Annotated in this window: 24 protein-coding genes; 20 read left to right on the forward strand and 4 right to left on the reverse strand. The window is 68.9% G+C overall.

Translation table 11 applies throughout. The features are described 5' to 3' along the window. The first annotated feature begins 12 nt into the window (after nucleotides 1–12). From ACJ8AT_RS09515 to ACJ8AT_RS09580, 14 genes are all read left to right on the forward strand, one after another. Nucleotides 13–864, forward strand: a complete 852-nt coding sequence (locus tag ACJ8AT_RS09515; RefSeq protein ID WP_407737337.1) for a class I fructose-bisphosphate aldolase — start codon at nucleotides 13–15, stop codon at nucleotides 862–864. A gap of 35 nt (nucleotides 865–899) precedes the next feature. Further along, nucleotides 900–2,228, forward strand: a complete 1,329-nt coding sequence (locus ACJ8AT_RS09520; protein WP_407737338.1) for an aspartate kinase — start codon at nucleotides 900–902, stop codon at nucleotides 2,226–2,228. Nucleotides 2,229–2,322: 94 nt separating this feature from the next. Further along, a complete protein-coding gene (locus ACJ8AT_RS09525) occupies nucleotides 2,323–2,769 on the forward strand; it encodes a MaoC family dehydratase (protein WP_407737339.1) in 447 nt (148 codons plus the stop codon). Between the two features lie 35 nt (nucleotides 2,770–2,804). Next, a complete protein-coding gene (locus ACJ8AT_RS09530) occupies nucleotides 2,805–3,083 on the forward strand; it encodes an acyl carrier protein (RefSeq protein WP_407737340.1) in 279 nt (92 codons plus the stop codon). A 6-nt stretch (nucleotides 3,084–3,089) separates the two neighbouring features. After that, on the forward strand, nucleotides 3,090–3,332 hold the full coding sequence (locus ACJ8AT_RS09535; protein WP_407737341.1) for an acyl carrier protein: 243 nt from the start codon (nucleotides 3,090–3,092) through the stop codon (nucleotides 3,330–3,332). 12 nt (nucleotides 3,333–3,344) lie between these two features. Beyond that, nucleotides 3,345–4,505, forward strand: a complete 1,161-nt coding sequence (locus ACJ8AT_RS09540) for a beta-ketoacyl-[acyl-carrier-protein] synthase family protein (RefSeq protein WP_407737342.1) — start codon at nucleotides 3,345–3,347, stop codon at nucleotides 4,503–4,505. Then, on the forward strand, nucleotides 4,502–5,239 hold the full coding sequence (locus ACJ8AT_RS09545; protein WP_407737343.1) for a hypothetical protein: 738 nt from the start codon (nucleotides 4,502–4,504) through the stop codon (nucleotides 5,237–5,239). Before ACJ8AT_RS09540 ends, ACJ8AT_RS09545 begins: the two co-directional genes overlap by 4 nt. Nucleotides 5,240–5,251: 12 nt before the next feature. Beyond that, nucleotides 5,252–6,496, forward strand: coding sequence for an MFS transporter (locus ACJ8AT_RS09550; protein ID WP_407737344.1), 1,245 nt, complete (start codon nucleotides 5,252–5,254; stop codon nucleotides 6,494–6,496). 12 nt (nucleotides 6,497–6,508) lie between these two features. Next, entirely contained in the window at nucleotides 6,509–8,218 is a 1,710-nt protein-coding gene (locus ACJ8AT_RS09555) for a class I adenylate-forming enzyme family protein (RefSeq protein WP_407737345.1), read from the forward strand. 17 nt (nucleotides 8,219–8,235) lie between these two features. Then, nucleotides 8,236–9,477, forward strand: a complete 1,242-nt coding sequence (gene fabF / locus ACJ8AT_RS09560) for a beta-ketoacyl-ACP synthase II (RefSeq protein ID WP_407737346.1) — start codon at nucleotides 8,236–8,238, stop codon at nucleotides 9,475–9,477. A 14-nt stretch (nucleotides 9,478–9,491) separates the two neighbouring features. Next, complete coding sequence (locus ACJ8AT_RS09565) at nucleotides 9,492–10,034, forward strand: L-2-amino-thiazoline-4-carboxylic acid hydrolase (protein ID WP_407737347.1); 543 nt, start codon at nucleotides 9,492–9,494, stop codon at nucleotides 10,032–10,034. Between the two features lie 6 nt (nucleotides 10,035–10,040). Continuing rightward, nucleotides 10,041–11,432 carry a class I adenylate-forming enzyme family protein gene (locus tag ACJ8AT_RS09570; RefSeq protein WP_407737348.1) on the forward strand — a complete coding sequence of 464 codons (1,392 nt, stop codon included), beginning with the start codon at nucleotides 10,041–10,043 and terminating at the stop codon, nucleotides 11,430–11,432. A gap of 33 nt (nucleotides 11,433–11,465) precedes the next feature. Beyond that, nucleotides 11,466–12,662 carry an enoyl-ACP reductase FabV gene (gene fabV, locus ACJ8AT_RS09575; protein ID WP_407737349.1) on the forward strand — a complete coding sequence of 399 codons (1,197 nt, stop codon included), beginning with the start codon at nucleotides 11,466–11,468 and terminating at the stop codon, nucleotides 12,660–12,662. 51 nt (nucleotides 12,663–12,713) lie between these two features. Next, nucleotides 12,714–13,232, forward strand: coding sequence for a hypothetical protein (locus tag ACJ8AT_RS09580; protein ID WP_407737350.1), 519 nt, complete (start codon nucleotides 12,714–12,716; stop codon nucleotides 13,230–13,232). A gap of 15 nt (nucleotides 13,233–13,247) precedes the next feature. Here the strand turns inward: ACJ8AT_RS09580 and ACJ8AT_RS09585 are convergent, their stop codons facing one another. The 4 genes from ACJ8AT_RS09585 to ACJ8AT_RS09600 form a co-directional block, all read right to left on the reverse strand. Continuing rightward, on the reverse strand, nucleotides 13,248–14,117 hold the full coding sequence (locus ACJ8AT_RS09585) for a patatin-like phospholipase family protein (protein ID WP_407737351.1): 870 nt from the start codon (nucleotides 14,115–14,117) through the stop codon (nucleotides 13,248–13,250). Nucleotides 14,118–14,222: 105 nt separating this feature from the next. After that, nucleotides 14,223–14,978 carry an isocitrate lyase/phosphoenolpyruvate mutase family protein gene (locus tag ACJ8AT_RS09590; protein WP_407737352.1) on the reverse strand — a complete coding sequence of 252 codons (756 nt, stop codon included), beginning with the start codon at nucleotides 14,976–14,978 and terminating at the stop codon, nucleotides 14,223–14,225. A 91-nt stretch (nucleotides 14,979–15,069) separates the two neighbouring features. After that, on the reverse strand, nucleotides 15,070–15,810 hold the full coding sequence (locus tag ACJ8AT_RS09595; protein WP_407737353.1) for a hypothetical protein: 741 nt from the start codon (nucleotides 15,808–15,810) through the stop codon (nucleotides 15,070–15,072). A gap of 11 nt (nucleotides 15,811–15,821) precedes the next feature. Then, nucleotides 15,822–17,375 carry a hypothetical protein gene (locus tag ACJ8AT_RS09600; RefSeq protein WP_407737354.1) on the reverse strand — a complete coding sequence of 518 codons (1,554 nt, stop codon included), beginning with the start codon at nucleotides 17,373–17,375 and terminating at the stop codon, nucleotides 15,822–15,824. Nucleotides 17,376–18,301: 926 nt separating this feature from the next. Here ACJ8AT_RS09600 and ACJ8AT_RS09605 point away from each other — a divergent pair. From ACJ8AT_RS09605 to ACJ8AT_RS09630, 6 genes are all read left to right on the forward strand, one after another. Beyond that, on the forward strand, nucleotides 18,302–19,687 hold the full coding sequence (locus ACJ8AT_RS09605) for an aspartate kinase (RefSeq protein WP_407737355.1): 1,386 nt from the start codon (nucleotides 18,302–18,304) through the stop codon (nucleotides 19,685–19,687). Between the two features lie 187 nt (nucleotides 19,688–19,874). After that, the gene (locus ACJ8AT_RS09610) at nucleotides 19,875–20,552 is read left to right on the forward strand and encodes a lectin-like protein (protein ID WP_407737356.1); all 678 of its coding nucleotides are present in this window, start codon (nucleotides 19,875–19,877) and stop codon (nucleotides 20,550–20,552) included. A gap of 136 nt (nucleotides 20,553–20,688) precedes the next feature. Then, nucleotides 20,689–21,225 (forward strand): RNA polymerase sigma factor, encoded by a 537-nt coding sequence (locus tag ACJ8AT_RS09615; protein ID WP_407737357.1) that lies wholly within the window; start codon nucleotides 20,689–20,691, stop codon nucleotides 21,223–21,225. Then, the gene (locus ACJ8AT_RS09620) at nucleotides 21,222–21,992 is read left to right on the forward strand and encodes a hypothetical protein (RefSeq protein ID WP_407737358.1); all 771 of its coding nucleotides are present in this window, start codon (nucleotides 21,222–21,224) and stop codon (nucleotides 21,990–21,992) included. The genes ACJ8AT_RS09615 and ACJ8AT_RS09620 overlap by 4 nt, the downstream gene beginning before the upstream one ends. Then, entirely contained in the window at nucleotides 21,989–23,581 is a 1,593-nt protein-coding gene (locus ACJ8AT_RS09625; RefSeq protein ID WP_407737359.1) for a caspase domain-containing protein, read from the forward strand. The genes ACJ8AT_RS09620 and ACJ8AT_RS09625 overlap by 4 nt, the downstream gene beginning before the upstream one ends. After that, nucleotides 23,569–24,489, forward strand: a complete 921-nt coding sequence (locus ACJ8AT_RS09630) for a hypothetical protein (protein ID WP_407737360.1) — start codon at nucleotides 23,569–23,571, stop codon at nucleotides 24,487–24,489. The genes ACJ8AT_RS09625 and ACJ8AT_RS09630 overlap by 13 nt, the downstream gene beginning before the upstream one ends. Nucleotides 24,490–24,501 lie beyond the last annotated feature (12 nt).

A 24,501-nucleotide genomic window follows, 5' to 3' on the forward strand; every position in this document is an offset into this window, starting at 1 on the left:
GAGGACTCCGTCATGAACAGCGTTGCGAAGAAGATCCGCTGGTCGCGCTTCCTGAACCGGCAGTCGGGCCGGGGGCTCATCGTCCCCATCGATCACGGGCTCACCATGGGCCCCATCCCGGGGCTGGACAGCCTCAGCCGGATCGAGTCGTGGATCCTCCACCCCGGCATCACGGGCGTCATCGCCCACAAGGGCATGGTGGAGCGGCTGGGCGCCCGGGGGCTGCTGCGGGGCCAGGGCATCATGCTCCACGTCAACGGGATGACCACGTTGGCGCCGGCGCCGGACAGCAAGGAGCTGCTGACGTCGGTGGAGCGCGCCGTCCGGCTGGGCGTGGATGCCATCTCCCTGCAGATCAACTTCGACGGGAAGAACGACGCTCACAACCTGAGGCTGCTCGGTGCCGTGGCGGACGAGGCGGATCGCTTCGGCCTGCCGGTGCTGACCATGCTCTATGACAAGGTCAAGAGCAGCCAGCCGGAGCAGAGCCTGCGCCGGCTGCGGCACCTGGTGCGCGCCAGCGTCGAGCTGGGGACGGATGCCCTCAAGCTGGGCGCGCCCGAGGAGCTCTCGCTCATCCCGGCGCTGCTGGACGGGGTGCAGGAGCACACCGCGGTGTTCTTCGCGGGCGGCGAGAAGTGCGAGGACGAGGAGCTGCTGGAGCTGGCACGCTCGGTGGCGCTCTACGGAGCCTCCGGGCTCTGTGTCGGGCGCAATGTCTTCCAGCGGGAGAACGCCGCCGCCATCCTCAACCGGTTGCAGCAGGCCGTCCTGGAGGACAGCGGCCTGCCGCCCTCCCGAAGTCCCTTCACCGATCCAGGGCAGCAGCCCGGCCGGCTGGCGCTGCGCGTGGCCAACGACTGACGCGCTGAAGCGGCCTTCTCGCCATGAACGCTCCCGTGAACGACATCACGCAGAAGGGGGCCTCCGGCCTGGAGGCTGCCTCCGCCTCGCGCCGCCCACGGGTCGTCATGAAGTTTGGCGGCACGTCCGTGGCGAACCTGGAGCGCATCAGCCACGTGGCGCGGATGGCGCTCGAGAGCCAGCAGGCGGGCAATGAGGTGCTGCTGGTGGTGAGCGCGATGAGCGGAGAGACGAACCGGCTGCTGGCGCTGGCGCACCAGGTGCTGCCCGTGCCGGACACCCGGGAGCTGGACGTCATCGCGGCGACGGGAGAGCAGGTGTCCGCGGCGCTGGCGGCGCTGTCCATCCACCAGCACGGCGGGCAGGGGAGATCCTTCCTCGGCCACCAGGTCCGCATCCTCACCGATGATGCCTTCACCAAGGCCCGTATCCACTCCATCGAGCACGAGGCGCTCCTGGAGGCGCTTGCCCAGGGGGTGATCCCCGTCGTGGCGGGCTTCCAGGGCGTGGACGCCCAGAACAACATCACCACGCTGGGGCGTGGAGGCTCGGACACGACGGCGGTGGCGCTGGCCGCGGCGCTGGGCGCTGACGCGTGCGAGATCTACACGGACGTGGATGGTGTCTTCACCGCCGATCCCAACACCTGCCCGGCTGCCCGCCAGATCGAATCCCTCGGATACGAGGAGATGCTGGAGCTGGCCGCGCTCGGCGCCAAGGTCTTGCAACCCAGGAGTGTGGAGCTCGCTATGCGATACAAGGTCCCCCTGCATGTCCTCAGCACGTTCTCTGGCAGGCCAGGGACGTGGGTCCTCGACAAGAAGAAGGGAATGGAGTCCCGGCGGGTGACGGGGCTCGCCTGTGAGCGGCGCCAGACTCAAGTCCAGCTCGTCGCCGCCGAGAACCGGCCCGAGTTGCTGGGGGACGTGCTGGAGCTGCTGGCCGAGCTGGGCGTGAGCGGGGACATGGTGTCGCACTCGGTGCCGCCCCACGAGCCAGAGCGGGCGAGCGTCACCTTCTGCATGCCCAGCGGAGAGCTGGCCCGCGCACAGCCGCGGCTGGAGCAGCTGGGGACCGAGGTGAAGGCGCGGCAGCTCCTGATCGAGGGCAGTCTGGCCAAGGTCTCGCTGGTGGGCATCGGCATCCGCTCGGATCCTCAGGTCTGCGCGATGGCGGTGCGGGCGCTGGGCCGGGAGGGCATTGTCCCCGTGGCCGTCACCGCGAGCGAGCTCCGGGTGAGCTGCCTGGTGCACGAGCGGCAGGCGGACCGGGCCATGAACCTGCTGCATGAGGCCTTCGAGCTGGGGCAGGAGCTCGCGGAGCTCCCCCGGGAGCAGCGCGCCGCGGTCGCCGCCGTGCGTTGAGGCAGTGTTGATTTACAGAAAAAACATGTTTAGTGTGGATTGATGTTTTAAGCAGGTATCCCCGCTTCAGGCGGGCGAATGACGGAGGCGCACGGTGATACAGCTCACGCTGGAGGAGTTGGTGGCGGTGGGGGAGCGCGAGCTCGGCACCAGCGAGTGGCACACCGTCGATCAGAAGATGATCAACGCCTTCGCGGAGGCGACGGGCGACCGGCAGTGGATCCATGTGGACCCGAAGCGGGCGGCGGACAGCCCCTTCGGCACCACGGTGGCGCATGGCTACCTGAGCCTGTCCCTGTTCCCCATGCTCCTCTCGGAGATCCTCCAGCTCACGGATGCGCGGGCGGGGATCAATTATGGAATTGACCGGCTGCGGTTCACCGCGCCCATCCCGGCCGGGTCGCAGGTCCGGCTCAAGGCGCGGCTCATCTTCAGCCGCCGGCATGGCAAGGATGTGCTCTACAAGCTGGGAGGCGAGCTGCAGGTGCAGGGCTCCGACAAGCCGGCGCTGGTCGGAGAGGTTCTGTACGTCGCCTCGTGAGTCTCAACCTGTTGGAAGCCCCGGAGGATTGGCGCATGGAAGAGCAAGTGATTGGTTTCGTCCTGAAGACTCTCAAGGAGAAGATGAACCTCTCCATCCCCGACACCGCCTCGGGGGCGTCGTCGCTCGGGCCGGACGGGCTGAACCTGGAGTCGCTCGAGTTCGTGGAGCTCTCCGTTCATGTGGAGCATGAGTTCGGCGTGAAGTTCTCGGACGCGGAGTTCGAGACGATCGCGCGGTACAACCTGGGCCAGTTCGCCCAGGCGGTGCTCAAGAAGCAGGAGTCGGGCAAGAAAGCCGCTGCCGGAGGCTAGGCTCGAGTGATCACGCGGGAGGACATCAAGCGGCTGCTGCTGGAGCGGAAGCTCTATGCGACGGTCTCGGGCGATCTCGACTTCGACGCGGAGATCGCGTTGGACTCGATGTCGCTCATCTGGTTCCTGCATGGCCTCGAGCAGGAGTACGGCATCCAGCTGGCGCCCGAGGACAGTGACATCAGCCAGTTCACCTCCATCAATAGCATCCACCGGTACATCGAGGGGCGGCTGTCCAGGGCCGGCTAGAGGAGCAGCGGGATGGGGCGCGAAGTCGTCATCACAGGCTTTGGGGTGCTGAGCGCGTTTGGCTTTGGCGCGGAGGCCCTGCGCAAGAATGTCTTCGCGGGGATCCCAGGCTTTCGCCCCGTGTCGAGGTTCGACGCCCGCCCCTACCGCTCCGCCGTGGCGGCGGAGTCGGGCTGCGCCCCGCGCCAGAGGGATGTCTTCCTGGAGTGCGCCCGCACGGCGCTGGGAATGGCGGGCCTGTCGGGACCGCTGAGCGGGTCCGTGTTGATGGGGACGCAGGGAGACTTCACGGGGCTCCACAGGTTCTGGCAGGCACGGCAGCGCCAGGAGGAGCCACAGGCCAGCGAGGACACGCTGGCCGAGAGCGTCGCGGCGTTCCACCCCGAGGCCATTGGCCGGGAGCTCCAGGTGCAGGGCCGGCGCATCGCCTTCACCAACGGGTGCGTGGCCGCCAGCAACGCGATCCTCCATGGCAGCGAGCTGATCGCGACGGGCCGGGAGGAGCTGGTCCTCGCGGGCGGGTGCTATCTGGTGGATGAGGAGTTCTTCGCCAAGTTCGACTCGGGCAGGGCCTTCGCCAGGGATGGGCGGCTGCGGGCGTTCTCGGCGGACCGGAGCGGGCTGCTGCTCGGCGATGGCGCCGCGGTGCTCGTCCTCGAGGAGAAGGAGCGGGCCCTGAGGCGAGGAGCCCGGCCGCTGGCACGGGTCGCCGGTTGGGGCATGGCCAGTGATGCCTTTCATGTGTGTCAGCCACACCCGGAGGGCACCGGCCTGGCCAATGCCATCCGCAAGGCCTTGAAGCGCGCGGCGCTGAGCCCCGCGGAGCTGGGCTACGTCAACGCCCACGGAACAGGCACGAAGCTCAACGACGCGGCCGAGACGAATGCCCTCAAGCAGGCGCTTGGCGAGCAGGCCCGCCACGTCCCAGTGAGCTCCACCAAGACGATGACGGGACACACCCTGGAGGCCTCTGGGGCCTTGGAGGCGGTCATCTCGCTGATCGCGCTCCAGGACGGGTGCATTCCGCCAACCGCGGGCTACACCCAGCCCGACCCGGGGTGCGATCTGGACTACGTACCGAATGAGCCGCGAGCCGCGAGGCTCCAGCATGTAATGAGCATCAATGCGGCCTTCGGCGGCGTGAACACGGCCCTTGTGCTGGGGAACGCATGAACGCGACCGCGCCGCGCAGCTCGAGATGGGTCGCCTCCACGGGGTGCGTGGGCCCGTGGGGCTCCACGGCCGGGGAGCTGCGGAGCTGGCTGTCAGCGGGGCCGGCGGGTGCGCGCGAGGTCCGGCGGCCTCCTCCCGTGCCTGGGTTCATCGAGTCGCAGTTCAACCCCCTCGTCTATGCCGTGGTGAAGCAGTGCCTGGGTTCATGGAGTCCCGAAGAAGGAGCTGGCACGGCCATCGTGCTGGGCAGCGGCCTGGGGGACACGACCACGGCGGATGTCGCCAGCCAGAACGTGGCGAAGGGGAACGTGCACAATCCTTTGTTGTTCTATCAGTCCGTCCCCACCTCCATCCTGGGCTATGTCACCCGCGAGTTCGGCATCACCGGACCCCTGTCGTGTGTCGCGGGTGGCGAGCTGGGCCCGAGCATGCTGGAGATGGCGGATCTCCTGCTCGAGGACGAGAGCCTCCACCAGGTGCTGCTGCTGGGCCTGGAGCTCCAGCTCAACCCCCGGACAGCGCGCGTCCGCGAGCTGCAGGGCCAGGAGGGCGGTGGGCTGGAGGGGGATGTCGCGGTGGGACTGCTCTTGCGCCGAGCGCCGGCTCCGCACGGCGGGGCGAAGCTGGAGGCGCTCCAGGAGGCCACCGCGGTTGCCGGCCTGCCAGCGTTCCCGCGAAACTGGAGCGCGCTCAGGGATCTGATAACGCTATGTCTGGCTTATGAGCACTCTTGAGGAGGGATGAGGATGTCGAACGAAGCACCTAGCAGCCAACCCAAGGCCGACAGTCATTCCCACCGCTGGTGGGGAGTGGTGGTCATGGCCATCGCGGGGTTCACCCTCGGGGCTGACCTGTACATGTTGCCGGCCCTGCTGCCGAGCCTGGCCAAGGAGCTGCAGATTCAGCTCACCACGGCCGGGCAGATGCTGACGCTCTATGCGGCCATCTCGGCGGTGGCGGCCCCCGTGCTCGTCGTGATGTTCCGCCAGGCCAACCGGCGCACGCTGCTCATCATCAGCATCTCGGCCCTGGTGCTCACCAACCTGCTCGTCGCGCTCATTCCCGGGGCGGCGGGGTTCGCCCTGACGCGCGTGCTCGCCGCGCTGGCGGGCGCCGTGCTGGGGCCCATCCGCACGGCCGCGGCGGGAGGGTTGGCTCCCAAGGGCATGCAGACGCGAGCCATTGCCATTGCCACCGCGGGCCAGAGCGCCGCGCTGGTGGTGGGCGCTCCGGTGGGGCTCTGGGTGGCGGGGGACTACGGCTGGCGGGTGGCCTTTGCCGGTGCCGCTGGCGTCTCTCTCCTGGCGCTGATTGGGGTCTTCGTGTTCATCCCCAGCATGCCCTCCACCTCCAAGGCGACGCTGGGCCAGCAGCTCTCCGTGCTCAAGAATCGCAAGGTTCTGCTCGTCCTGGTCTCGAATGCCGCCTCGCTCTGCGGCATCTTCGTCCTGCTCACCTTCCTGCGGCCGGTGCTCGCGCAGATCACCACCCTGGGGCCCACCGCGAGCAGCTCCGTGTTCGCCACCTACGGGGTGGCGGGGATGGCAGGCAACGCTCTGGCAGGCTGGGCCGGTGGGCGCCTGAGCAGCACGCGCGTCATGCTGGGCGGGCTGGTGCTGGCCGGGCTGGCGTTGATCGGCATCTCGGTGCTCTTCCTGTGGCCCCCGTCGCCGGTCTCCACCGCGCTGGTGCTGCTGCTGGTGGTGCTCTGGGGCGGCGGCGCCTGGGCCTTCTACTCCATGCAGTTCAGCCGCCTGGTGGAGCTGGCTCCCACGGCTCCCGCCGCCGCCGTGTCCTGGGCCAGCCCGGCCTCGTTCGTCGGGATCAGCCTGGGGGCCACGCTGGGAGGGCTGACCCTCCAGCACGGCTCGGCCGGCCTGCTCGGCGCCGCGGCGGGCTTGTGCTTCCTCGTCGGGGCCGGCTGTGTCCTGGCTACTACCCTGGAGCCCCAGGCCCGCCTGGCGCTCAGCTCCCAAGAGCCAGGGAACTAGGATCGTGTCACCATGACGGTCAGGCAACGGAGTGCATCAACGCTGATCTCGGGCAAGCACCGCGCGGAGCTCGTGGCGGACCCCACCCTGGGGGCCGGGAACTTCTTCCACCGGATCGCCACCTCGCCCGACCGGGTGGTGGATCAGCCCATTGTCTGGACGGATCGCCCCTGGCACAGCCCCTGGGGTGACACGTACGAGCAGTTCAGCTTGCTCGAGCTGAAGCGCGTCTCGGACTGGTACGCCGGCTGGTACTCCCGCCTGGGCGTGCGGCCCCGGGATCCCGTTGCCGTCTTCACCCACTCGGCGGTGGATCTGCTGGCCAGCTACGTGGCGCTGACCGGGCTCGGCGCCATCGCCGTGCTGATCAACGGCTCTCTCCCTCCCGAGATTGTCGCCGACTACGTGCGGCGCATCGGGGTGACAGGCTTCGTCACGGACGGGGAGCGCTACGACGCCATCCGCCCCCTGGTGGAGAAGGACGGCTTCTTCCTCCGGAGCATCCACCCCCTGCCAGCGCACGAGGGAGGCGAGCCGCCCCGCGGCTACCCCTATGTGCACACCGAGAAGGATCCCGTCCTCATTACCCACTCCTCGGGCACCACCGGCGTTCCCAAGGCCGTGTTGATGCAGCACGGGAACTTCTTCCACGCCGTGCGCTACCGGCTCGGCATGCCGGTGCCCTATGGCAGCGAGCGCATCCTCTCGTCGCTGCCGGGCTCGCACAACTCCGCCATCACCATGTGCATGTTCGCCCTGCTGCATGGGATTCCCATCAAGCTGATGTCGACCCAGCACGCGGACGCCGTGCTGCGGGAGATCGAGACGTTCAAGCCCAGCCTGGTGGCTGGCTTCTCGAAGACGTTCGCCGATCTGAGCGAGAAGGAGCTGAGCGCGTATGATCTCAGCTCCATGCGGATGTGGTGGAACAGCGGCGACGCGGCCCACGAGAGCTACATCCGCAAGCTGCTGGCGGTAGGCAGCCACCCCACGGTGGACCGCGAAGGCACGAGGCTGGTGCCCGGCTCGGCCTTCACGGACGGCCTGGGCTCCTCGGAGATGGGACACTCGCTCTTCTACAATGTCCACCGCACGGAGACGGCGCGCTTCGGCCGGTGCGTGGGGCAGCCCTTCAAGTTCGTCGAGGCCGTCGTGCTCTCCGAGGAGGGGCAGCCGCTGCCCCCCTTGCAGGTGGGGCGGCTGGGGGTGAAGTCTCCGACGATCACCTCGGGCTACTGGAATGACTCGCTGCTGACGTGGCGCTCGCACCTGGCCGGCTACTGGCTGACGGGCGATCTGGTCTACCGCGATGAGGAGGGCTGGTTCTACCACGTGGACCGGCTCACCGACGCCATCCAGACCGAGGCCGGCATGGTGTACAGCCTGCAGGTGGAGGAGCTGCTGATGGCGGCCCATCCGGAGCTCGTCGACTGCACGGTGATTGGTGTGCCCTCGGAGGACAAGGCGCGCACCGAGGCCTACGCCTTCCTTCAGATGAGGACGGAGGACGCCGTTGATCCCGCGGAGTGGTTGCGCCGCGTGAATGGGACGTTGAGCCAGCGCAAGCTGCTGCCGCTGGCGAAGGTGATCCAGGTCCACAAGGGCGAGTTGCCAGTGGGAGTGACAGGCAAGGTCAAGAAGCGCGAGCTGCGAGCGCGCTGCCAGGAGTTCCTGGCCCGAGCCCGCCCGCCCACGCGCCCCGCAGTCGCAGCCACCGCCTGAGCACGAGGAGCCGAACCATGAAGCGAAGAGTGGTCGTCACGGGCCTGGGCGTGGTGTCGTCCCTGGGCCAGCAGATCGAGACGTTCTGGAGCAACCTCACCGCGGGCCGCTCTGGCATCTCGGCCTTCGAGCCGTACAAGGTCCAGGATCTGGCCATACACATTGGCGGCGTGGTGAAGGACTTCAGCCCGGATGAGTTCATCGAGCGCAAGGAGTCGCGCCTGATGGAGCGCTTCACGCAGTTCGCGGTGGTGGCCAGCCACCGGGCGCTCGCGGATGCGAAGCTCTCACCGGCGAAGGAGCCGGAGAGCGAGCGCATGGGCGTCGTCATCGGCTCGGGGACGGGCGGCCAGGCCATGGTGGAGGCGCAAGCCCTCTGTCTGCAGCGCGGTGGCGTGCGCGAGCTCAACCCGTATTACGTCCCGATGATGCTCATCAACATCGCCCCGGCCACGGTGGCGATGCGCACGGGCGCCCGAGGGCCGGTCATGGCCTTCGCCACGGCGTGCTCCGCCGGAGCCAACTCCATTGGCGAGGCGTACCGGTCCATCCAGCACGATGAGACGGATGTGATGCTCTGCGGCGGGACGGAGGCCCCCCTCTTCCCGCTCGGCGTGGCCGGCTTCGCGGCGATGCGGGCGCTGTCCACCCGCAACGAGGAGCCCACCCGGGCCAGCCGCCCGTTCGACCGCGACAGGACGGGCTTCGTCCTGGCCGAGGGGGCGGGAGTGCTCGTGCTGGAGTCCCTGGACCATGCGCTCGCGCGCAACGCGAGGATCTACGCGGAGCTCGCCGGGTATGGGACGAACACGGACGGCTACCACGTGACCATGCCCTCCCCTCAGGGCATGGGCGCCGCCAAGTGCATGAAGCGGGCGCTGGACGATGGAGGCTTCCAGCCGGAGGACATCGACTACATCAACACCCACGGCACCTCGACGAAGCTGGGAGACATCAGCGAGACCCGGGGCATCAAGACGGCCTTCGGAGAGCACGCGCGCAAGCTCGCGATCAGCTCCACCAAGTCGATGACAGGCCACATGCTGGGCGCCGCGGGCGCCGTGGAGGCCATCATCTCCGTGCTGAGCGTGCACCGTGACATGGTGCCTCCCACCATCAACCTCGAGAATCCGGATCCGGAGTGCGATCTCGACTATGTGCCAGGGTCCGCCCGGAAGATGCCGGTGCGTACCGCCCTGTCCAACTCCTTTGCGTTTGGCGGCCACAACGCCAGCTTGATATTCCGCAAGTATTCTTGAGCGGAGGAGCCTTCATGACGACGAAGCCTGAGCCCAGCCTGAACCAGATCTACCAGTGGTGGTGGATGCACGATGGGCGGTGGTACCAAGAGGTGGCCAAGCGGTTTGGCTTCGATGCGGCCAATGAGATCAACCGGGAGGCGCTGAAGTTCGTGGCGAGCCGCGTGGCGCGCGGCTACGCCAAGAGCCTGGGCCGGCCCGTCCAGGAGATGGAGCTGGCCGAGGCGGTCTCCGCTTTCACCATGTGCTCCAAGCTCATGTGGCCGCCCGAGATGATCGAGTTCAAAGTCGACCTGACGGGGCCTGGCTCGTTCGAGCTCAACGTCGTGCGGAACTTCGCGCTGCAGATGCTGCAGCGCGCGGGCACCCTGGCCGACTACAAGTGCCCGTGCCTGGCGATGCGTGAGGGCTGGTTCGAGGGCCTCGGCCTGAAGCCAGTCGAGCATGAAGTCAAACAATGCCTGCGGGAGGGCGGCTCGGCCTGCACCTTCGTCACCCGGCTCGAGGGGTTCGGTCCCAAGGCGGAAGCGAAGCCCTCCGCCGAGCAGGAGAAGTAGCGCCGCATGCTCGCCGCTACCCGTCCCGAGAGCGCCTGGATCGACACCCTCCTGGAGAAGGGCCGGGATGACGCCGTCTGTCTCCAGGCCCAGAGCCGCCACACCTACCGGGAGCTGAGGAGCGGGGTTCAGGAGTGGGTGGAGCGCCTGCGGGCCGAAGGCATCCGCCCGGGGAGCACGGTCGCGCTGCAGGTGCCGCCCAGCTTCACCTATATCCACCTGCTGCTGGCGCTCTGGCGCAGTGGAGCCCAGGTCTTCCTCTTCGACTACCGGCTCAAGCCCGCGGAGGTCGCCGAGTACAAGAAGCTGTGCCAGCCCGAGTATTCCATCCAGGCCCGGGAGATGGGGGGGCTGCTCGCCTCCTTCAAGGAGCAGCGGGACGTCATCGTGGAGGCCCACGCTCAGGGCCTCGCCGCCAAGACGGAGCACAGCCTGGTCCAGTTCACCTCGGGCTCCACCGGCCGGCCGAAGATCATCGGGCGGACGGGCGAGTCCCTGTTGGCCGAGGTGAAGCGCTGGGACGCGCTGGAGGGCACCATCCAGGCCACGGACCGCCTCCTGTTGCTGAGCTCGATCACGCACTCGCTGGGAGTGGCGGCCGGCCTGCTGCACTCCTTTTATGTCGGGGCCACCATCGTCTTCCCGCAGAGGGTTCAGGCCTCGGACCTGCTGAGGGCGCTCGCCGAGGCGGAGATCACCGTGCTCATGGGGGCGCCGTTCCACTACGAGCTGCTGGCGACAGCCCGCGAAGGCGGCCCCTTGAAGCACCTGCGGCTGGCCATCTCCGGAGGGGAGAAGCTGCGCGCGGAGGTGCACCAGCAGTTCCAGCACAGGTACGGGGTAGGGATTGGCGAGGCCTATGGGATGTCCGAGGTGGGCATCATCGCGGTGGACCTGAGCGGCCAGTGTTTCCCCGCGGCCGGGAAGGCGGCTCCGGGCATCCGGCTCGAGCTGCGCGAGGGGGAGCTCTTCGTCCACCTGGGGCAGTCTCCCTACCTGCAGGCGGATGATCCGGCGGGCTTCCAGGAGGGTTGGCTGCGGACTCGGGATCGGGCCGTGCTGGATGAGGCGAGCCAGGTGGTGACGATCCTGGGGCGCTCTGACTCGCTGGCCATCATCGGCGGGCTCAAGGTCGATCTGGCCGAGATCGAGACGGCCCTGAGAGGGCGGGAGGGCGTGGACGAGGTGGTCGTCCTCCAGGGGGACGGTATCGAGGCCTACGTCGGCTCCAAGGCGGGGCTCAAGGCGGGAGAGCTGCTGCAGTGGTGCAAGGAGAGGCTGGCCAATTACAAGATTCCCAAGCGCTTCTTCATCTCCCAGGCCCTGCCACGGACAGCGACAGGGAAGCTGATCCGGAGCCGTGAGGTGCTGCTTCAATCCATGGGCGAGCGCCCCTAGGCCGCGCTCGCCGCAACCCGTGTGAGAAGAACCATGATCGTGGAGCCAGTCATCCGCGGGAGCCTCTGCGCCACCAGCCACCCCGAGGGCTGCGTCCGCAACGTGGAGGAGCAAGTCCAGTACGTCCGGGGCAAGCCCGCCCTCTCCAAGCCCTCGCGGGTGCTCGTCATTGGCTGCTCCAGCGGCCTGGGGCTGGCCTCGCGCATCACGGCCGCCTTCGGCGCCAGGGCGAGCACGGTGGGCATCTGCCACGAGCGGCCTGGGCAGCCGGGACGGCTCGGGACGGCCGGCTGGTACAAGGCCGCGGCGTTCGAGGAGGCGGCCCAGGCCGCGGGGCTCTCCGCGTACACCCTCGTGGGGGATGCCTACTCCGAGCAGGTGAAGCGGCAGACCGTCGAGCTGATCCGCGAGAAGCTGGGCAAGGTGGAGCTGGTCGTCTACAGCCTGGCGTCGCCCCGGCGGACCGATCCGGTGACGGGGCAGGTCTACACCTCCACGCTGAAGACAGTGGGGCCGCCCTTCACGGAGAAGGCGGTGGACTTCAAGACGGGCGAGGTGAGCCGGATGACGATCGAGCCGGCCACCGAGGACGGCATCCGCCAGACGGTGGCGGTGATGGGGGGCGAGGACTGGGAGCTGTGGATGAAGGCCTTGGAGGAGGCGGACGTGCTCGAGCGGGGCGCGGTGACCGTGGCCTACTCCTATCTCGGCGGCGAGCGCCTGAAGCCCACCTACCGGGGCGGCACGATTGGCAAGGCGAAGGATCACCTCGAGGCCACGGCGAAGATCCTCGACGCGCGCCTGCGCCGCCTGGAGGGCAGGGCGTACATCGCGGTGATGAAGGCCCTGGTCACCCAGTCCAGCGCCGTGCTGCCGATGAGCTCGCTCTACACCATCCTCTTGTTCCGGGTGATGAAGGAGAAGGGGCTCCACGAAGGGCCCATCGAGCAGGCGTACCGGCTGTTCTCGGAGCGGCTCTATGGGGCTTCGCCGGTGGCGGTGGACGAGGAGGGGCGCATCCGCCTGGATGATCTGGAGCTGCGCGGCGACGTACAGGAGGAGGTGGCGCGCCGGTGGGAGCAGGTGACGACGGAGAACCTGCCGCGGCTCGGGGACCGGGAGGCCTTCTACAACGAGTTCCTGCGGATTCACGGGTTCGCCATGGAGGGCGTCGACTACAGCCGGCCGGTGGAGCCAGTGCGAAGAATTCCCAGCGTGCCGGGGCCGTGAGCCTCCTATGCTGCCCTCTCTTTCCCACCCTCTGCCGGATGCCAAGAGCCCATGAGCGAGCCCACCTCTCCTGAAGCCCAGCAGAAGCACCACGCCGATGTCTTCGGCCAGCACATGGCCGCCGAGTTCAGAGCCCGCAACGCCGACCAGGCGCTCGAGACGATGACGGAGAGCCCTCACATCCTCTTTGCCCCCACGCTCGTGGGCGGCGAAGGACGCGAGCAGGCCCGGACCTTCTACGCCAAGACGTTCCTGTCGCAGCTCCCTCCGGACATTCGAGTCACTCCTCTGTCCCGGACCCTGGGCGCCACCTCGCTGGTGGACGAGATGGTGCTCTCGTTCACCCATAGCATCCAGATGGATTGGATCCTCCCCGGAGTTGCGCCCACCGGCCGCAAGGTGGAGGTGGTCATGGTGGTGGTCGTCGGCTTCAAGGAGGGGAAGGTCGACTTCGAGCACCTGTACTGGGATCAGGCCTCCGTGCTGGTGCAGGCCGGATTGCTGGATGGCGCGCGGGTGCCAGCGGTGGGGGCCGAGGCGGCCCAACGGCTTCGCTCCCTCGTCCGGTGAGGCAGGTGAGGGGGGTCACCCCTCCTCGAAGGGCTGGGGGGGGCGTGCCAGCGCGCGCTCCGCCGAGAGCCGCGCCTGATCGAGCGCGTCGAAGCCGCGCTCCAGCGTGGTGGGCGTCACCGGCGGCAGGTTCGAGGTGACGACGTACACGGGCACCTTCCGGGACTCCAGGATGGTGAGCTGCAGGCGGAAGTGATCATGCCGCAGCGCCGCGGAGGCCGTGGCCAGCCCCTGCGCATAGACGAGCGGCCCGCCCAGCACCTTGCGCGTGCGGCTGGGCAGGTAGTGCACCAGGATCGCATCCAGCTCCTTGCCGAGCGCGCTCTCGCTCAGCGCCAGCGCCGGTGCCTTGTCCACCAGCCCGCCGTCCCAGTAGTAGCTGCTGTCGATGGGCACCGAGCGGAACAGGCCCGGGTACGCGCACGTGGCGTGGACGCGCGGCGCCAGCTCTCCCGAGGTGAACACCTCGTGCGTGCCCTCGGTGAGGTTCGCCGCCACCAGCAGCAGCGGGTGCGGCAGCTCCTCGAAGGTGCGCACCGGCAGGTGATCCTCCAGCAGCCTGCGGAAGAGCGCGCCCTTGAGCAGGCCCGTGAAGCCGTGGCCGCGCCGTACCTCCCTCACCGCGCCGATCGGATCCGGATCCCAGAAGTTCTTCCGCGTCTGCTTCAGCAGCAGCTCCTCCAGCGTGCGCAGCGGCATGCCCGACGCGGCGAACGCCGCCACCATGCCTCCCGCGGAGGTGCCCGCATAGGCAGCCGGTTGGATCCCCGCGGCCGTCAGCCCCTTGAGGAAGCCGGTGTGCCCGTAGAAACCGAAGAAGCCCGCCGACAGCACGAGCCCAATGCGCTTGCCTTCGAGGAGTTGGTGCAGAGCAGGGGAGGCCATGGCCCCCACATAGACGAGGCGCCACCTCGGGGCAACGCAATGCGTCGGGGCAGGAGAGGCCACGCTTCGAGGGGGCCTCGGCCTTCAAGTGGACGGCATGGCTTCTCAGGAACGCAGGTGCGCCGTGCGCGCCGCATCCTCGAGCGCCTTCAACATGAGCCGGTAGGGATGGGGGCCGTGGCTGATCCGGGCAACACCCGCGCGCGCGAAGTCCACTGTGGAAGGACCCCCGGGGAATGCCAGAACGTTCACCGGCAGCGGTGACTCGCGGCAGATGCGCTGGATCAGCGCGAGATCCCTCAACCCCGGAATGAAGAAGCCGCTCGCTCCGGCCTCGGCATAAGTGATGGCCCGGGCAATGGCGGCCTTGGCCTTGGCCTCGTCATGGGTGTCAGGCTTGTTCTGAAGGAAGATGTCGGTGCGCGCGTTGATGAAGAAGCCAGCACCCACCGACTTGCGCACCGCGGCGATGCGGGCGGCCTGGGCCGCCGTCTCGTGCAGCCCCTCGCCGCCGATGACACGGTCCTCGAAGTTGCAGCCCACCGCCCCGGTCGCCGCCAGCTGTGCATGGTGGGCCGCGCAGCCCGCAGGATCGGCCGCATAGCCGCCCTCGAAGTCGATCGTCACCGGCAGCTCGACCGCCTTCACGATGCGCGTGGCATTGGCCAGTGCGAGCTCGAGCGGCAGCGCCTCCCCGTCGGCAAACCCGTGAGCCGCGGCGACCGAAAAGCTGCCGGTGGCAATCGCCCTGGCGCCCGCGCGCGCGACCGCGGCGGCGCTGCCCGGGTCCCAGGCGTTGAAGAGGATCAGTGGGTCTCCGGGAACGTGGAGCTGGGCGAAGGCTTGGTGAAGGGTCGTCATGACTCCTCACTACTTCGTCCGGGCTGCGCTTGTCGAAGCCTGCGCTCACTTTCCGTTGACGGGAACCAGACCGTCCTCCGCCTGGGGTGCGTCACAACACGCGGGCGGCGCGGGCCTCCTCCAGCGTGTACTCCCGCCCGACGGTGGTGAAGGGGCCTGTCTTCTGGATGAGCCACGCGCGGGAGCCCGGAGGCAGGTAGAAGTCCTCCTCGAAGGGAGCCAGCCCCAGGTGGCGCAGGTAGTCCTTGAGCATCTCAAAGGTGAACCGGTCCCTCACCCGGCGTGCTTGGTACTGCTCCACCTGCTCGAAGGGGAAGGGCTCACCGGAGTGACCGAAGACCCAGCGTCCTCCATCATTCGCGGCATAAATGCTGCGCACATAGTTGAGGATCTTCTCCGGCTGGTCCGGGCCGAACACATCCAGCATCACCCCACCATAGCGGCCTTTATCCCCGCGTAGCGTGTGGGGCACGGCGACCACCCGCAGGCACCGGATGCTCAACCTCCGGGCCATGGTGCCCATGGGGCTGGCGGCATCCGTCCCGGTCCACACGCTGTTGACGTAGGCTGTCCAGGCGCTGCGCGTCGGGATGAACAGGTACCGCCGCTGCCTCTCCCCACTGGTCAGGGGCAGCAGGCGGGAGAGGGCTTGCTCGAAGGTGCCCGAGACGGGGATCACCTCGATGGTGCTGTCACGGGACGTCGGCAGCCCTCTCTGCCACGTGGCGAAGGCTTGCGCCGCCTGCTCTGCCCCCAGCTCCAGAAAGCCCATCTCTGAGGTGACAGGCGCCCAACGGTCCTCCAGCAGCAGTCCCTTCATCTCTTGCGTCATTCAGGCCCGCCTCATTCCTCGGGGATGATGATCCGGATGATGATGGCTTCCGGGTCGTTGGCGGTGAGGCGCGACTGGTGGCCAGGGCCACGGCCCGAAGTAGGTGAATCGTACTCCACATGATAGCGCTGGCCGTTGTAGTCGAATTGCAGATCCGGCCGATTGATTCCCACGCGCGCCTTGTTCTCCTGGTTGAGCTGCTGCTGGTTCACTCGAATGTTCTCAGCGCCTAGCTCGTCCCGCAGATATTTGATGTCCCTCTGGATTTGCGCATTTTGCCTGGGGCTGGGGCTAATGGGTCGTTCCAGTGGCAACAATCTGGGTACCTCCGGCTTGACGATGACGTCCTGACGCAGACGCGGGCCGACGGGCACCTGGGGCGTTGGGTTCTTGCCCGTGAGCGCTTGGACCAGTTCCGGAGAGGGCTCGAGCTGTCCCGGAGGGGGCGGTGCGGGCGCCGGAGCGGGCTCTGGAGCACGCTCCACGGCTCTCGGCGGAGCGGGTGGAGTCTCTACCCTGCCAGGGCCTACCGGCTCCACAGGCTCCGGAACACCCCACCCGGGCACGGGCCGCGTGGCGGTCATCAACTTGCCAGCGGCCACTCCCACCGCCAGCGCCTTGAAGAACTCCTGGGCCGCGCCGAGCTGGGACACCCCCTGCTCGGTGAACATCTCCTGGCCACTGCCCATCTGCCACCCGCGCTCCAGCGCGAAGTGCAGTGGGTTGACATCCCTCGCCAACCCATACAGCCCCAGCAACTGCTGAAGGGTGGCTGGGTGAGTCATGAAGTAGTGCTTGACGATGCGCCGCCGGTTCTCCCAGTGGGCATACCCCTCGGCGGCGGCGGCTCCCGTGCCCAGGCGTCGCTCCATGTCCTCGAGCTGCTCGGGGGTGAGGCGCTCGGGCGTCACCAGCGGCCACATGCGGAGGGCCTCGGGCACCGTCTCCGCACTCATGTCCTCGGCGTATTTGAGTTCCCACTCGGACAGCGGGTGGCTCCAGTGCTGTATGTCCTCCCAGGGGCCCGAGTTCCACCAGGACTGGACGGCCCCGGGTGTCTGGAGCAGCAGAATCTGCTGAATCACGTCCCGCTCTCCGAAGGGGGTGAGCGCCACCTCCGAAGCAGCGGGCGCACGCCCCGCCGTCCTCGCCTCCGCCGCGGAGGAGGGGCCTGGGCCACGTGGCGGCAAGGCGCCTTGTGGACTCTGGGCGGACTGCTGCGCCCATTGGCGCTGAGGCGGGGCGAGGGCAGGCGTGCGGGACGGTGTGCCGAAGCCGAAGAGGATACCCACCCCGAGGGAGAGCACCCCTTCGCCTTGCGAGAGCCTGGAGGGCGGGAACGCGTACACGCCCGAAAGGCCCACCTCCAGCCCGATGCCGCCACGGATTGCGTGCACTCCGGATTCGCCGCCAGCGCGCAGCCGGGGAGGCCACAAGGAGCGGGGGGTAAGCGCCGCTCCACCGAGGACCTTGAAGTACAGCGGCCCCTCCCCCGTGAAGCGCGCCACCGCGTCGGTGGACAGCTCCCATGCCCCGGCGGAGGTGGCCGGGGGCAGCAAGCTCAAGCGCGCCCCCACGCCCTGGCCTGCTTCCGACAGGCCCCACAGGCTCACGCTGTACGAGGTGCGCGGCGCCCACGCGCTACCCAGCGCGGTACCCTGAGAAATACCCGCCCCCACAACGGTCCGCACCTGGCCCGTCTCGTCAGACGCGTGCGCCCCTGGCGCGATGAAGACAGCCAGCAGCAAGAGGCAGACAGCCGCAAGGAACCGCGAGGACCGGCGCGCTCCCGGGCTCCTCATGCGGCAAGCCCTTCGAGGGCCGCTCCTCCGGCGCTGGCGACGAGCAACCCGGGGAAGAGTGCTTCGGCCTCCCACAGAAGACGCCACAGGTTCATGTGCCACCCCCTTCTTGCGAGGAGGGGATCAGGTTAGAGGGCTGCCAAGGGCAAGGGGAGGAGCCGCCGGGTGACGCCCGTGCTTCGCCTCCGGCCCCCCTGCGGGGGCGGCCTCGCGCCCGACGCTGACGCCTGGACGCTCGTCACTGAGACTGCCCCAGTTCCGTGGCTCTCCCGCACTTTATGTGGATTCGCTGCGAGAAGTCCCCTGCTGAAGGGTGCCGCTGCACCTCATGCCAGTCCCGCTGCTGCACGGCACGTGGCCTGCCCCCGATGCATCTGACGTTGCTCGCGATCTACCCAGGAGGATGCGCCTCGGCGGATGGCGCATGGCGCGAACCTGTAGGGCTGTCCGACAGGTTCTGGAGAACTCATGACTTCCCGTTGACGAGAAGTGGCGCTCACTTCCCGTTGACGGGAACCGGCGCTCACTTCCCGTTGACGGGAAGTGGCGCTCGACTTTCGACTGGAAACGTTGGCTCGGAATGGAAGAAATCCTCCTTTCCTCCCGAGCCATTGGAAACTTTCCCCGTACTCCCCCTACCCTGGCCGTTGGTGTAGAGGGACTCCCACAAGGAAGGGCACGGCTCGAGCATGGGGATCATCGTTCAGAAGTTCGGCGGCACCAGCGTTGGCAATGGCGAGCGGATGAAGAACGTCGCCGGAATCATCGAGCGTACGCTGGCCAGGCAGCCGGTCATCGCCGTGGTCTCGGCCATGAGCGGCACCACCAAGAGCGAGGGCACCACCAGCCTGCTGCTCGCCGCCTCGGACGCCGCGCGCAAGGGCGCTGCCTTCGCTCGCGAGCTCGAGCTGATGGAGCAGAACCACCTCAAGGCGCTCGGCGACAGCGTCCGCGAAGGCGCCGTCCGAGACGAGGCGAAGCAGTTCGTCATCGACGAGCTCGCCCGGCTGAAGAGCTTCCTCGACGCGATCTCCGTCATCCGCGAGCTGTCGCCGCGCTCCCAGGACAACGTGCTCGCGGTGGGCGAGAAGCTCTCGGCGCGCATCCTCACCGCGGTGCTGAATGACCGGGGCCTCAAGGCCGTGTTCACTGATCTGGCGCACGCCGTCCCCGACGACGAGGCGAGCGTGAACCCGGCCTTCTTCCGCCGGCTGCAAGGCCTGCTGGGCGAGCGGTGCCGGCCGCGCGCTGGCGAGGTGCCGGTGGTCACCGGCTTCTTCGGCATGGTGCCCGGCGGGCTGCTCGGCGCCGTGGGCCGCGGCTACACCGACTTCACCACCGCGATGATCGCTGCGGGCCTCGGCCGCGCTCAGGTCGACGAGCTGCAGGTGTGGAAGGAGGTCGACGGCATCTTCACCGCCGATCCGCGCAAGGTGCCGAGCGCGCGCGTGCTCTCGAGCATCTCGCCCGCCGAGGCCGCCGAGCTGACCTACTTCGGCTCCGAGGTGCTCCACCCGTTCACCATGGAGCGCGTCGTCTCGGCCAACGTGCCGATCCGGATCAAGAACAGCTTCCGGCCCGACGCCGAGGGCACGGTGATTGCCGCGCTGCCGGCCGAGCGGGCCAACCGCGTCACCGCGGCGACGGTGAAGCGGGGCATCACCGTGCTCACCATCACCTCCAACCGCATGTACCACGCCTACGGCTTCCTGGCGCGCGTGTTCGGCACCCTGGCGGAGCACGGCGTGGTGGTCGATCTCGTCTCGACCAGCGAGGTCAGCATCTCGTGCACCGTCGAGCGGCTCGAGGATCCGGAGAGGGTCCGCGCGGCGCTCGAGCAGTTCGGCGCGGTCGAGGTGACGCCCGGGCGTGCGATCCTCGCCATTGTCGGCGAGGGGATGAAGTTCTCCACCGGCACCGCCGGCAAGATGTTCTCCACGCTCGGGACCGCCGGGGTGAACGTCGAGATGATCAGCCAGGGCGCGTCCGAGATGAACATCAGCTGCGTGGTCAAGGAGGAGCAGGCCGTGGCCGGGCTGACCGCCGTGCACGACGCCTTCATCACCGCGGCCTGAGGCACTCCGGCGTAGGGCGGTTCGGGGAAAATTCGAAGGAAAATACCCGTTGCCCGGATTTTCCCCTCGCGGGTCTGAATAGACGTGCTCCCGCTCAGCTCACCCCGGTGAGAGGCGGGCACGGCGGCTCCCGGCATCCCCTTTCCTCCGGGGAGCGGCCCTACCCCTACCGCAAGGAGTGTCTGTCATGCGCAATGTCCGCACGTTGTCTGCTGTGTCTCGTCCGATGCTGCTGGGTCTCGCGGCGCTCCTCTTCGGGGGCTGTGGCGTCGCCACGGACGAGGCGAACACGGGCTCTGTCTCCGATCTCCAGGTGCAGCAGGCGGCGCTGCTGCCCGACCAGTGCGCTCCGGTGCCCGCCAACCACACCACCTACGGCGGCCTGCTGTACCACCTCTACTCGAGCGGCAAGACGTGGGCGGATGCCAAGGCGGACTGCACGGCCATGGGCGGCCGGCTCGCGACCCCCGCCAACTCCGGGGCCAATGCCGCCATCACCTCCATCATCACCGACCTGACGTACATCGGCATTAATCAGGCCAGCGGGCAGTCGTCCACGTCCGCGGGCTGGCAGACCCCCGAGGGCTACGCCGCCAGCTACTTCAACTGGAACTCGGGTGAGCCCAACGACATGGACGGCGTCGAGGACGGCTGGCAGAACTGCGCTCGTATGTACACCACCGGCTACTGGGATGACGTGTACTGCGGGAACTCCAGCCCCTACGTGTGTGAGTTCGGCACCCCGCCCCTGCAGTGCGCCGGTGGCTCCACGTGCGCCCTGGGCAACGACTCGAACTACCACTGCTTCTGCCCCCCGGGTCAGCATTTCGACGCGCAGCACAACGTCTGCGCCAACGGCCCCTGAGCCACGTGTCCAGACCCGCGCCGGGCGGACCTCCGCCCGGTGGCGGCGCGTTGCCCGAAAAAATGCGCCACGGGTCCAAAGGGTGGGGGGAGCCATGAGCCGGTCCGAATCGACCATGATGGGGATATCCTTGCACATGGTGAGCAGCTCCGATTCGCGACACATCGCTCAGCTCTTCGAGCGGCACGGCCCTCGGGTCTACCGGCGCGCCTTGCGCCTGCTGGGCAACCCCGGGGACGCCGAGGAGGCCACGCAGGAGATCTTCATCCGCGTCTTCCGCTCCGTCGGCGGCTTCCGGGAGCAGAGCCAGCTGACGACCTGGCTGTATCAAATCACCACCAACTACTGCCTCAACCTCATCCGCGACCGCTCTCGCCGCGCCGAGCTCCACCAGGCCCACGTCGGGCCCCTGGCGGACGAGTCCTCCCGGAGTGATCCCACCCGGCCCGAGGATCTGGTGCTGCTGCGCAGGCTGCTGGTGACCGCCGACGAGCGCCAGGCCGCCGCCGCCGTGTACGTGTTCCTCGATGGCATGTCGCACGAGGAGGCCGCCGAGCTGCTCGGGGTGTCCAAGCGCACGGTGGGCAACCTGCTCGAGCGCTTCCAGGCCTGGGCCCAAGAACAGATTGAGCCCCGGAGCACGGCTGCTCCGGGCGCGGGGACCGACTCATGAGCCCTCCTGATTTTCTCTCCCTTCGCGCCGGTGGCCCCGGGTGCCCGTCTGAGCTCACGCTCGACCGCCTCCACGCGGGCGAGCTTTCGCGCGAGCTGGCTCAGCGCACCACCGAGCACGTGGCGGGCTGCGCCGGATGTCAGGCACGCATGGCCGAGCGCCGGGCGGGCTTCGACGCCCTCGACGGCGTGGACGCCCGGGTGATGTTGGGGCGCATCCGCAGCGGGCTCGACAAGCCCGCGCCGCTCCCCGAGCGCCTGTGGGGCCTGCTGCGCCGCCTGAGCCTTCCCCTGACGGCGGTGGCCGCCGCGGCCATTGTCCTGCTGCTGGTGCGTCCCGGTGAGGAGCCGGCGGCGCCGGGCACGCGCCTCAAGGGCTCGCCCACGCTGCATGTGTTCCGGCTCCGGGGAGACCACGCCGAGGAGGTGCTGAGCGGGGAGCCGTTCGCGCCGGGTGATCGGCTGCGCTTCACGGTGGACCTGGGCTCGGAAGGGTACGTGAAGGTCCTCGGGGTGGAGGCCTCGGGGGCGCTGTACACCGCGTGGCCCCTGGACTCCGGCGTCCAGACGCGCATGGCGGCGGGCCACGGCATCGAGCTGCCCGGCGCGGTGGCACTCGACGCCCAGCCGGGCCGCGAGACGCTCTACCTGGTCCACTGTCCGCTCGCGGTGGGGCCGCCTGCCTGCACCTCCACGGGGCCAGAGGCCCGGCCCGTGTGTCCCGAGCCGTGCACGCTGACGCCCTTCGTCCTGAGGAAGGGCCCATGAGGGCCTCGCTCCCGCTCTCCGGGGGGCTGCTGCTCGCGCTGCTCCTGCTGCCCCTCACGGCCCGGGCGCTCCCCGAGCGCACCTGGCTGGTGGCCATTGGCCATGATCAGGGGGCTCGCGGCGAGGTGGGCCTGCTGTACGCGGAGTCGGATGCGCGGGCCTTCGCCGAGGTGCTGCGCCAGCAGGGGCGCGTCTCCTCTCAGCGCACGGTGCTGGTGCTCGGGGAGGACGCGGCCTCGGTGCGGCGCACGCTCCAGGAGATCAACGCCACCATCCGCGCTCAGGCGGGGGAGGGCCACCCCACCGCGCTCGTGGTCTTCTACTCGGGGCATGCCGATGCGACGGCGCTCCACCTCGGGGGCACGGAGCTGCCCTTCGAGGAGCTCAAGACGCTCGTGGAGGGCTCGCCCGCGGGGGTGCGGCTGCTCGTGCTGGACGCATGCCGCTCGGGCGCTGTCACCCGCGTCAAGGGCGTCACCGCCGCCGAGTCCTTTCGCATCTCCCTCTGGGACGAGCTCACCAGCGAGGGCCTCGCCATCCTCACCTCGAGCGCCGCGGGTGAGTCGAGCCAGGAGTCCGATGAGCTGCGCGGCTCGTTCTTCACCCACCACCTGGTGAACGCGCTGCGCGGAGCGGCCGACCAGGATGACGACGGCAAGGTGACGCTGACGGAGGCTTACAGCTACGCCTATACCCAGACGCTGCGCTCGAGCGGCCAGACGGTGGCGTTGCAGCACCCCACCTACTCCTGGGACGTGAAGGGGCGGGGCGATCTGGTGCTGTCGAACCTCCAGGATGCCCAGGGACGGCTGGGCCGGTTGCGGCTGGGGGCTCCGGCGCTCTACCTGCTCAGGGATGGGCGGCGGGGTGGGGCGGTGGTGGCGGAGGTGGCGCCCGAGCGCCAGCTGCGCGAGCTGTCCCTGCCCGCGGGCCAGTACTTCGTGCAGCAGCGCGAGCGGGACGAGTACCGCGAATACCAGGTGACGCTCGCCGCGGGGGCGCTGGTGGAGCTGGCCGCGCTGCCCTTCGAGACGGTGCGCTACGACAGGCTCGTGCGCCGGCGCGGCGGCGACAAGCGCTTCGTCCAGAGCGTCTCCCTGCTTGGCGGGGCCCGGGGGGCCATGCTCCTGGGCGAGAGGGCCTCGCCGCAGCTGAGCGTGGGCTACGGGCTGGACTTCGACTGGGGCTCGCTCGGGCTGCGGCTGCGCGGCGCCACCTCGCAGGGCGCGGCGTTGGATGGGGGGCTGCGGCATCGCCATGACGAGCTCGGCCTGGGGGTGAGCCTCCAGCGCTTCGTGGACTTGAGCTGGGCGAGCGTGGCCTTCGGGCTGTTCGCCGAGAGCGTGCTCCACCGGCAGACCTTCGACACGCAGCGGGCCGTCGAGGACCGGCGGGCCCTGGGCGTGGCCATTGGCAGCATCCTGGCCGTGGAGCGGCACCTGGGCGGGGGCGCGGCCCTGCGGCTGGAGGGAGGGCCGGTGACGGGACTCTTCGGACACACCACGAGCCAGGACGGCGTGGCGCGGGGCCAGGAGCTGGCGTCCCCCCTGACCTGGTGGGGCTCGGGAGGACTCGTATGGCGCTGGTGAAGGGGAAGCGCGGGGACAGCTCCCCGTGGCTCCGGGCGCTCGTCGGGGTGCTCGCGGGCACGGCGGTGGCGTGTGGGGACTCGCTCGTCGATGGGCTGTACTCGGGCCCGCCGCTCTACACGGTGGAGGGCAAGGTGGTGAGCACCTCTTCCTCCGTGAACGAGAAGCAGCCCCAGGTCACCCTCGCGCTGTTCTGGAACCCCGGCGGCGCGGCGGGCATGAGCGTGCTGGCCGAACAGCCGGGGACGGCGCATGGCGCGGAGTACTTCCGGGCCTTCGAGGTGAATCTGTTCGACGAGCCGGGGGATGGGCTGCTGGCCACCGCCCCTTCTGGCGCGCGCTATGGCATCGCGCGCTTCGCTGCCTACCGGGATGAGAACCACAACGGGCGCAAGGACGAGTCAGAGCCCTTCCTGGGCAGCGAGCATCAGACCAGCCTGATCCGCGCGCCCCAGCCGCTCTCGGCCGAGGACTCGCCCACCGGGGCCCCGCTGGCCGCCGGTTGGCACATCGTCTCCACGCCGCTGATGTGCCCTTCTCTTCCACCGGTGTTCACGCCGCCCGTGGCCGACGGGGACTGTGGGGTGCCGCTGGGCATCGAGTGCAAGACCGATGCGGACTGTGGAGGCGGGGTCTGCTTGCGCAATGCGGCGGGCCCCTGGCCCGGTGGAGCCTGCGCCATCCCGGAGCCACCGCCCCATGGCTGCCGCCAGCGGGGCTCGGTGTTGATGCGTGTCATGGACCCGGAGGCGCCGCAGTACTGGATTCAGGGGTGCTCGGAGACGGCCGACTGTCAGCGCCCCGAGCCCTACCAGTGCGACCAGCAGCTGCACGGCTGTAGGCCCTCGCTGGACATCTCGGTGGAGGTGCTGGACAACGATGCTCCGGCGCCTTTCTGTCTCAGATAGGAGTCCGGGCCG

The sequence above is a fragment of the Hyalangium sp. genome (assembly GCF_045802625.1).
GTDB lineage: Bacteria > Myxococcota > Myxococcia > Myxococcales > Myxococcaceae > Hyalangium.

Bases quoted from the DNA above. Each gene is read 5' to 3' on its own strand.
- ACJ8AT_RS09515 (WP_407737337.1), top strand. From the start codon at position 13: ATGAACAGCGTTGCGAAGAAGATCCGCTGGTCGCGCTTCCTGAACCGG.
- ACJ8AT_RS09530 (WP_407737340.1), top strand. From the start codon at position 2,805: ATGGAAGAGCAAGTGATTGGTTTCGTCCTGAAGACTCTCAAGGAGAAG.
- ACJ8AT_RS09540 (WP_407737342.1), top strand. From the start codon at position 3,345: ATGGGGCGCGAAGTCGTCATCACAGGCTTTGGGGTGCTGAGCGCGTTT.
- ACJ8AT_RS09545 (WP_407737343.1), top strand. From the start codon at position 4,502: ATGAACGCGACCGCGCCGCGCAGCTCGAGATGGGTCGCCTCCACGGGG.
- ACJ8AT_RS09550 (WP_407737344.1), top strand. From the start codon at position 5,252: ATGTCGAACGAAGCACCTAGCAGCCAACCCAAGGCCGACAGTCATTCC.
- ACJ8AT_RS09555 (WP_407737345.1), top strand. From the start codon at position 6,509: ATGACGGTCAGGCAACGGAGTGCATCAACGCTGATCTCGGGCAAGCAC.
- fabF (WP_407737346.1), top strand. From the start codon at position 8,236: ATGAAGCGAAGAGTGGTCGTCACGGGCCTGGGCGTGGTGTCGTCCCTG.
- ACJ8AT_RS09565 (WP_407737347.1), top strand. From the start codon at position 9,492: ATGACGACGAAGCCTGAGCCCAGCCTGAACCAGATCTACCAGTGGTGG.
- ACJ8AT_RS09570 (WP_407737348.1), top strand. From the start codon at position 10,041: ATGCTCGCCGCTACCCGTCCCGAGAGCGCCTGGATCGACACCCTCCTG.
- fabV (WP_407737349.1), top strand. From the start codon at position 11,466: ATGATCGTGGAGCCAGTCATCCGCGGGAGCCTCTGCGCCACCAGCCAC.
- ACJ8AT_RS09580 (WP_407737350.1), top strand. From the start codon at position 12,714: ATGAGCGAGCCCACCTCTCCTGAAGCCCAGCAGAAGCACCACGCCGAT.
- ACJ8AT_RS09585 (WP_407737351.1), bottom strand. From the start codon at position 14,117: ATGGCCTCCCCTGCTCTGCACCAACTCCTCGAAGGCAAGCGCATTGGG.
- ACJ8AT_RS09590 (WP_407737352.1), bottom strand. From the start codon at position 14,978: ATGACGACCCTTCACCAAGCCTTCGCCCAGCTCCACGTTCCCGGAGAC.
- ACJ8AT_RS09595 (WP_407737353.1), bottom strand. From the start codon at position 15,810: ATGACGCAAGAGATGAAGGGACTGCTGCTGGAGGACCGTTGGGCGCCT.
- ACJ8AT_RS09605 (WP_407737355.1), top strand. From the start codon at position 18,302: ATGGGGATCATCGTTCAGAAGTTCGGCGGCACCAGCGTTGGCAATGGC.
- ACJ8AT_RS09610 (WP_407737356.1), top strand. From the start codon at position 19,875: ATGCGCAATGTCCGCACGTTGTCTGCTGTGTCTCGTCCGATGCTGCTG.
- ACJ8AT_RS09615 (WP_407737357.1), top strand. From the start codon at position 20,689: ATGGTGAGCAGCTCCGATTCGCGACACATCGCTCAGCTCTTCGAGCGG.
- ACJ8AT_RS09620 (WP_407737358.1), top strand. From the start codon at position 21,222: ATGAGCCCTCCTGATTTTCTCTCCCTTCGCGCCGGTGGCCCCGGGTGC.
- ACJ8AT_RS09625 (WP_407737359.1), top strand. From the start codon at position 21,989: ATGAGGGCCTCGCTCCCGCTCTCCGGGGGGCTGCTGCTCGCGCTGCTC.
- ACJ8AT_RS09630 (WP_407737360.1), top strand. From the start codon at position 23,569: ATGGCGCTGGTGAAGGGGAAGCGCGGGGACAGCTCCCCGTGGCTCCGG.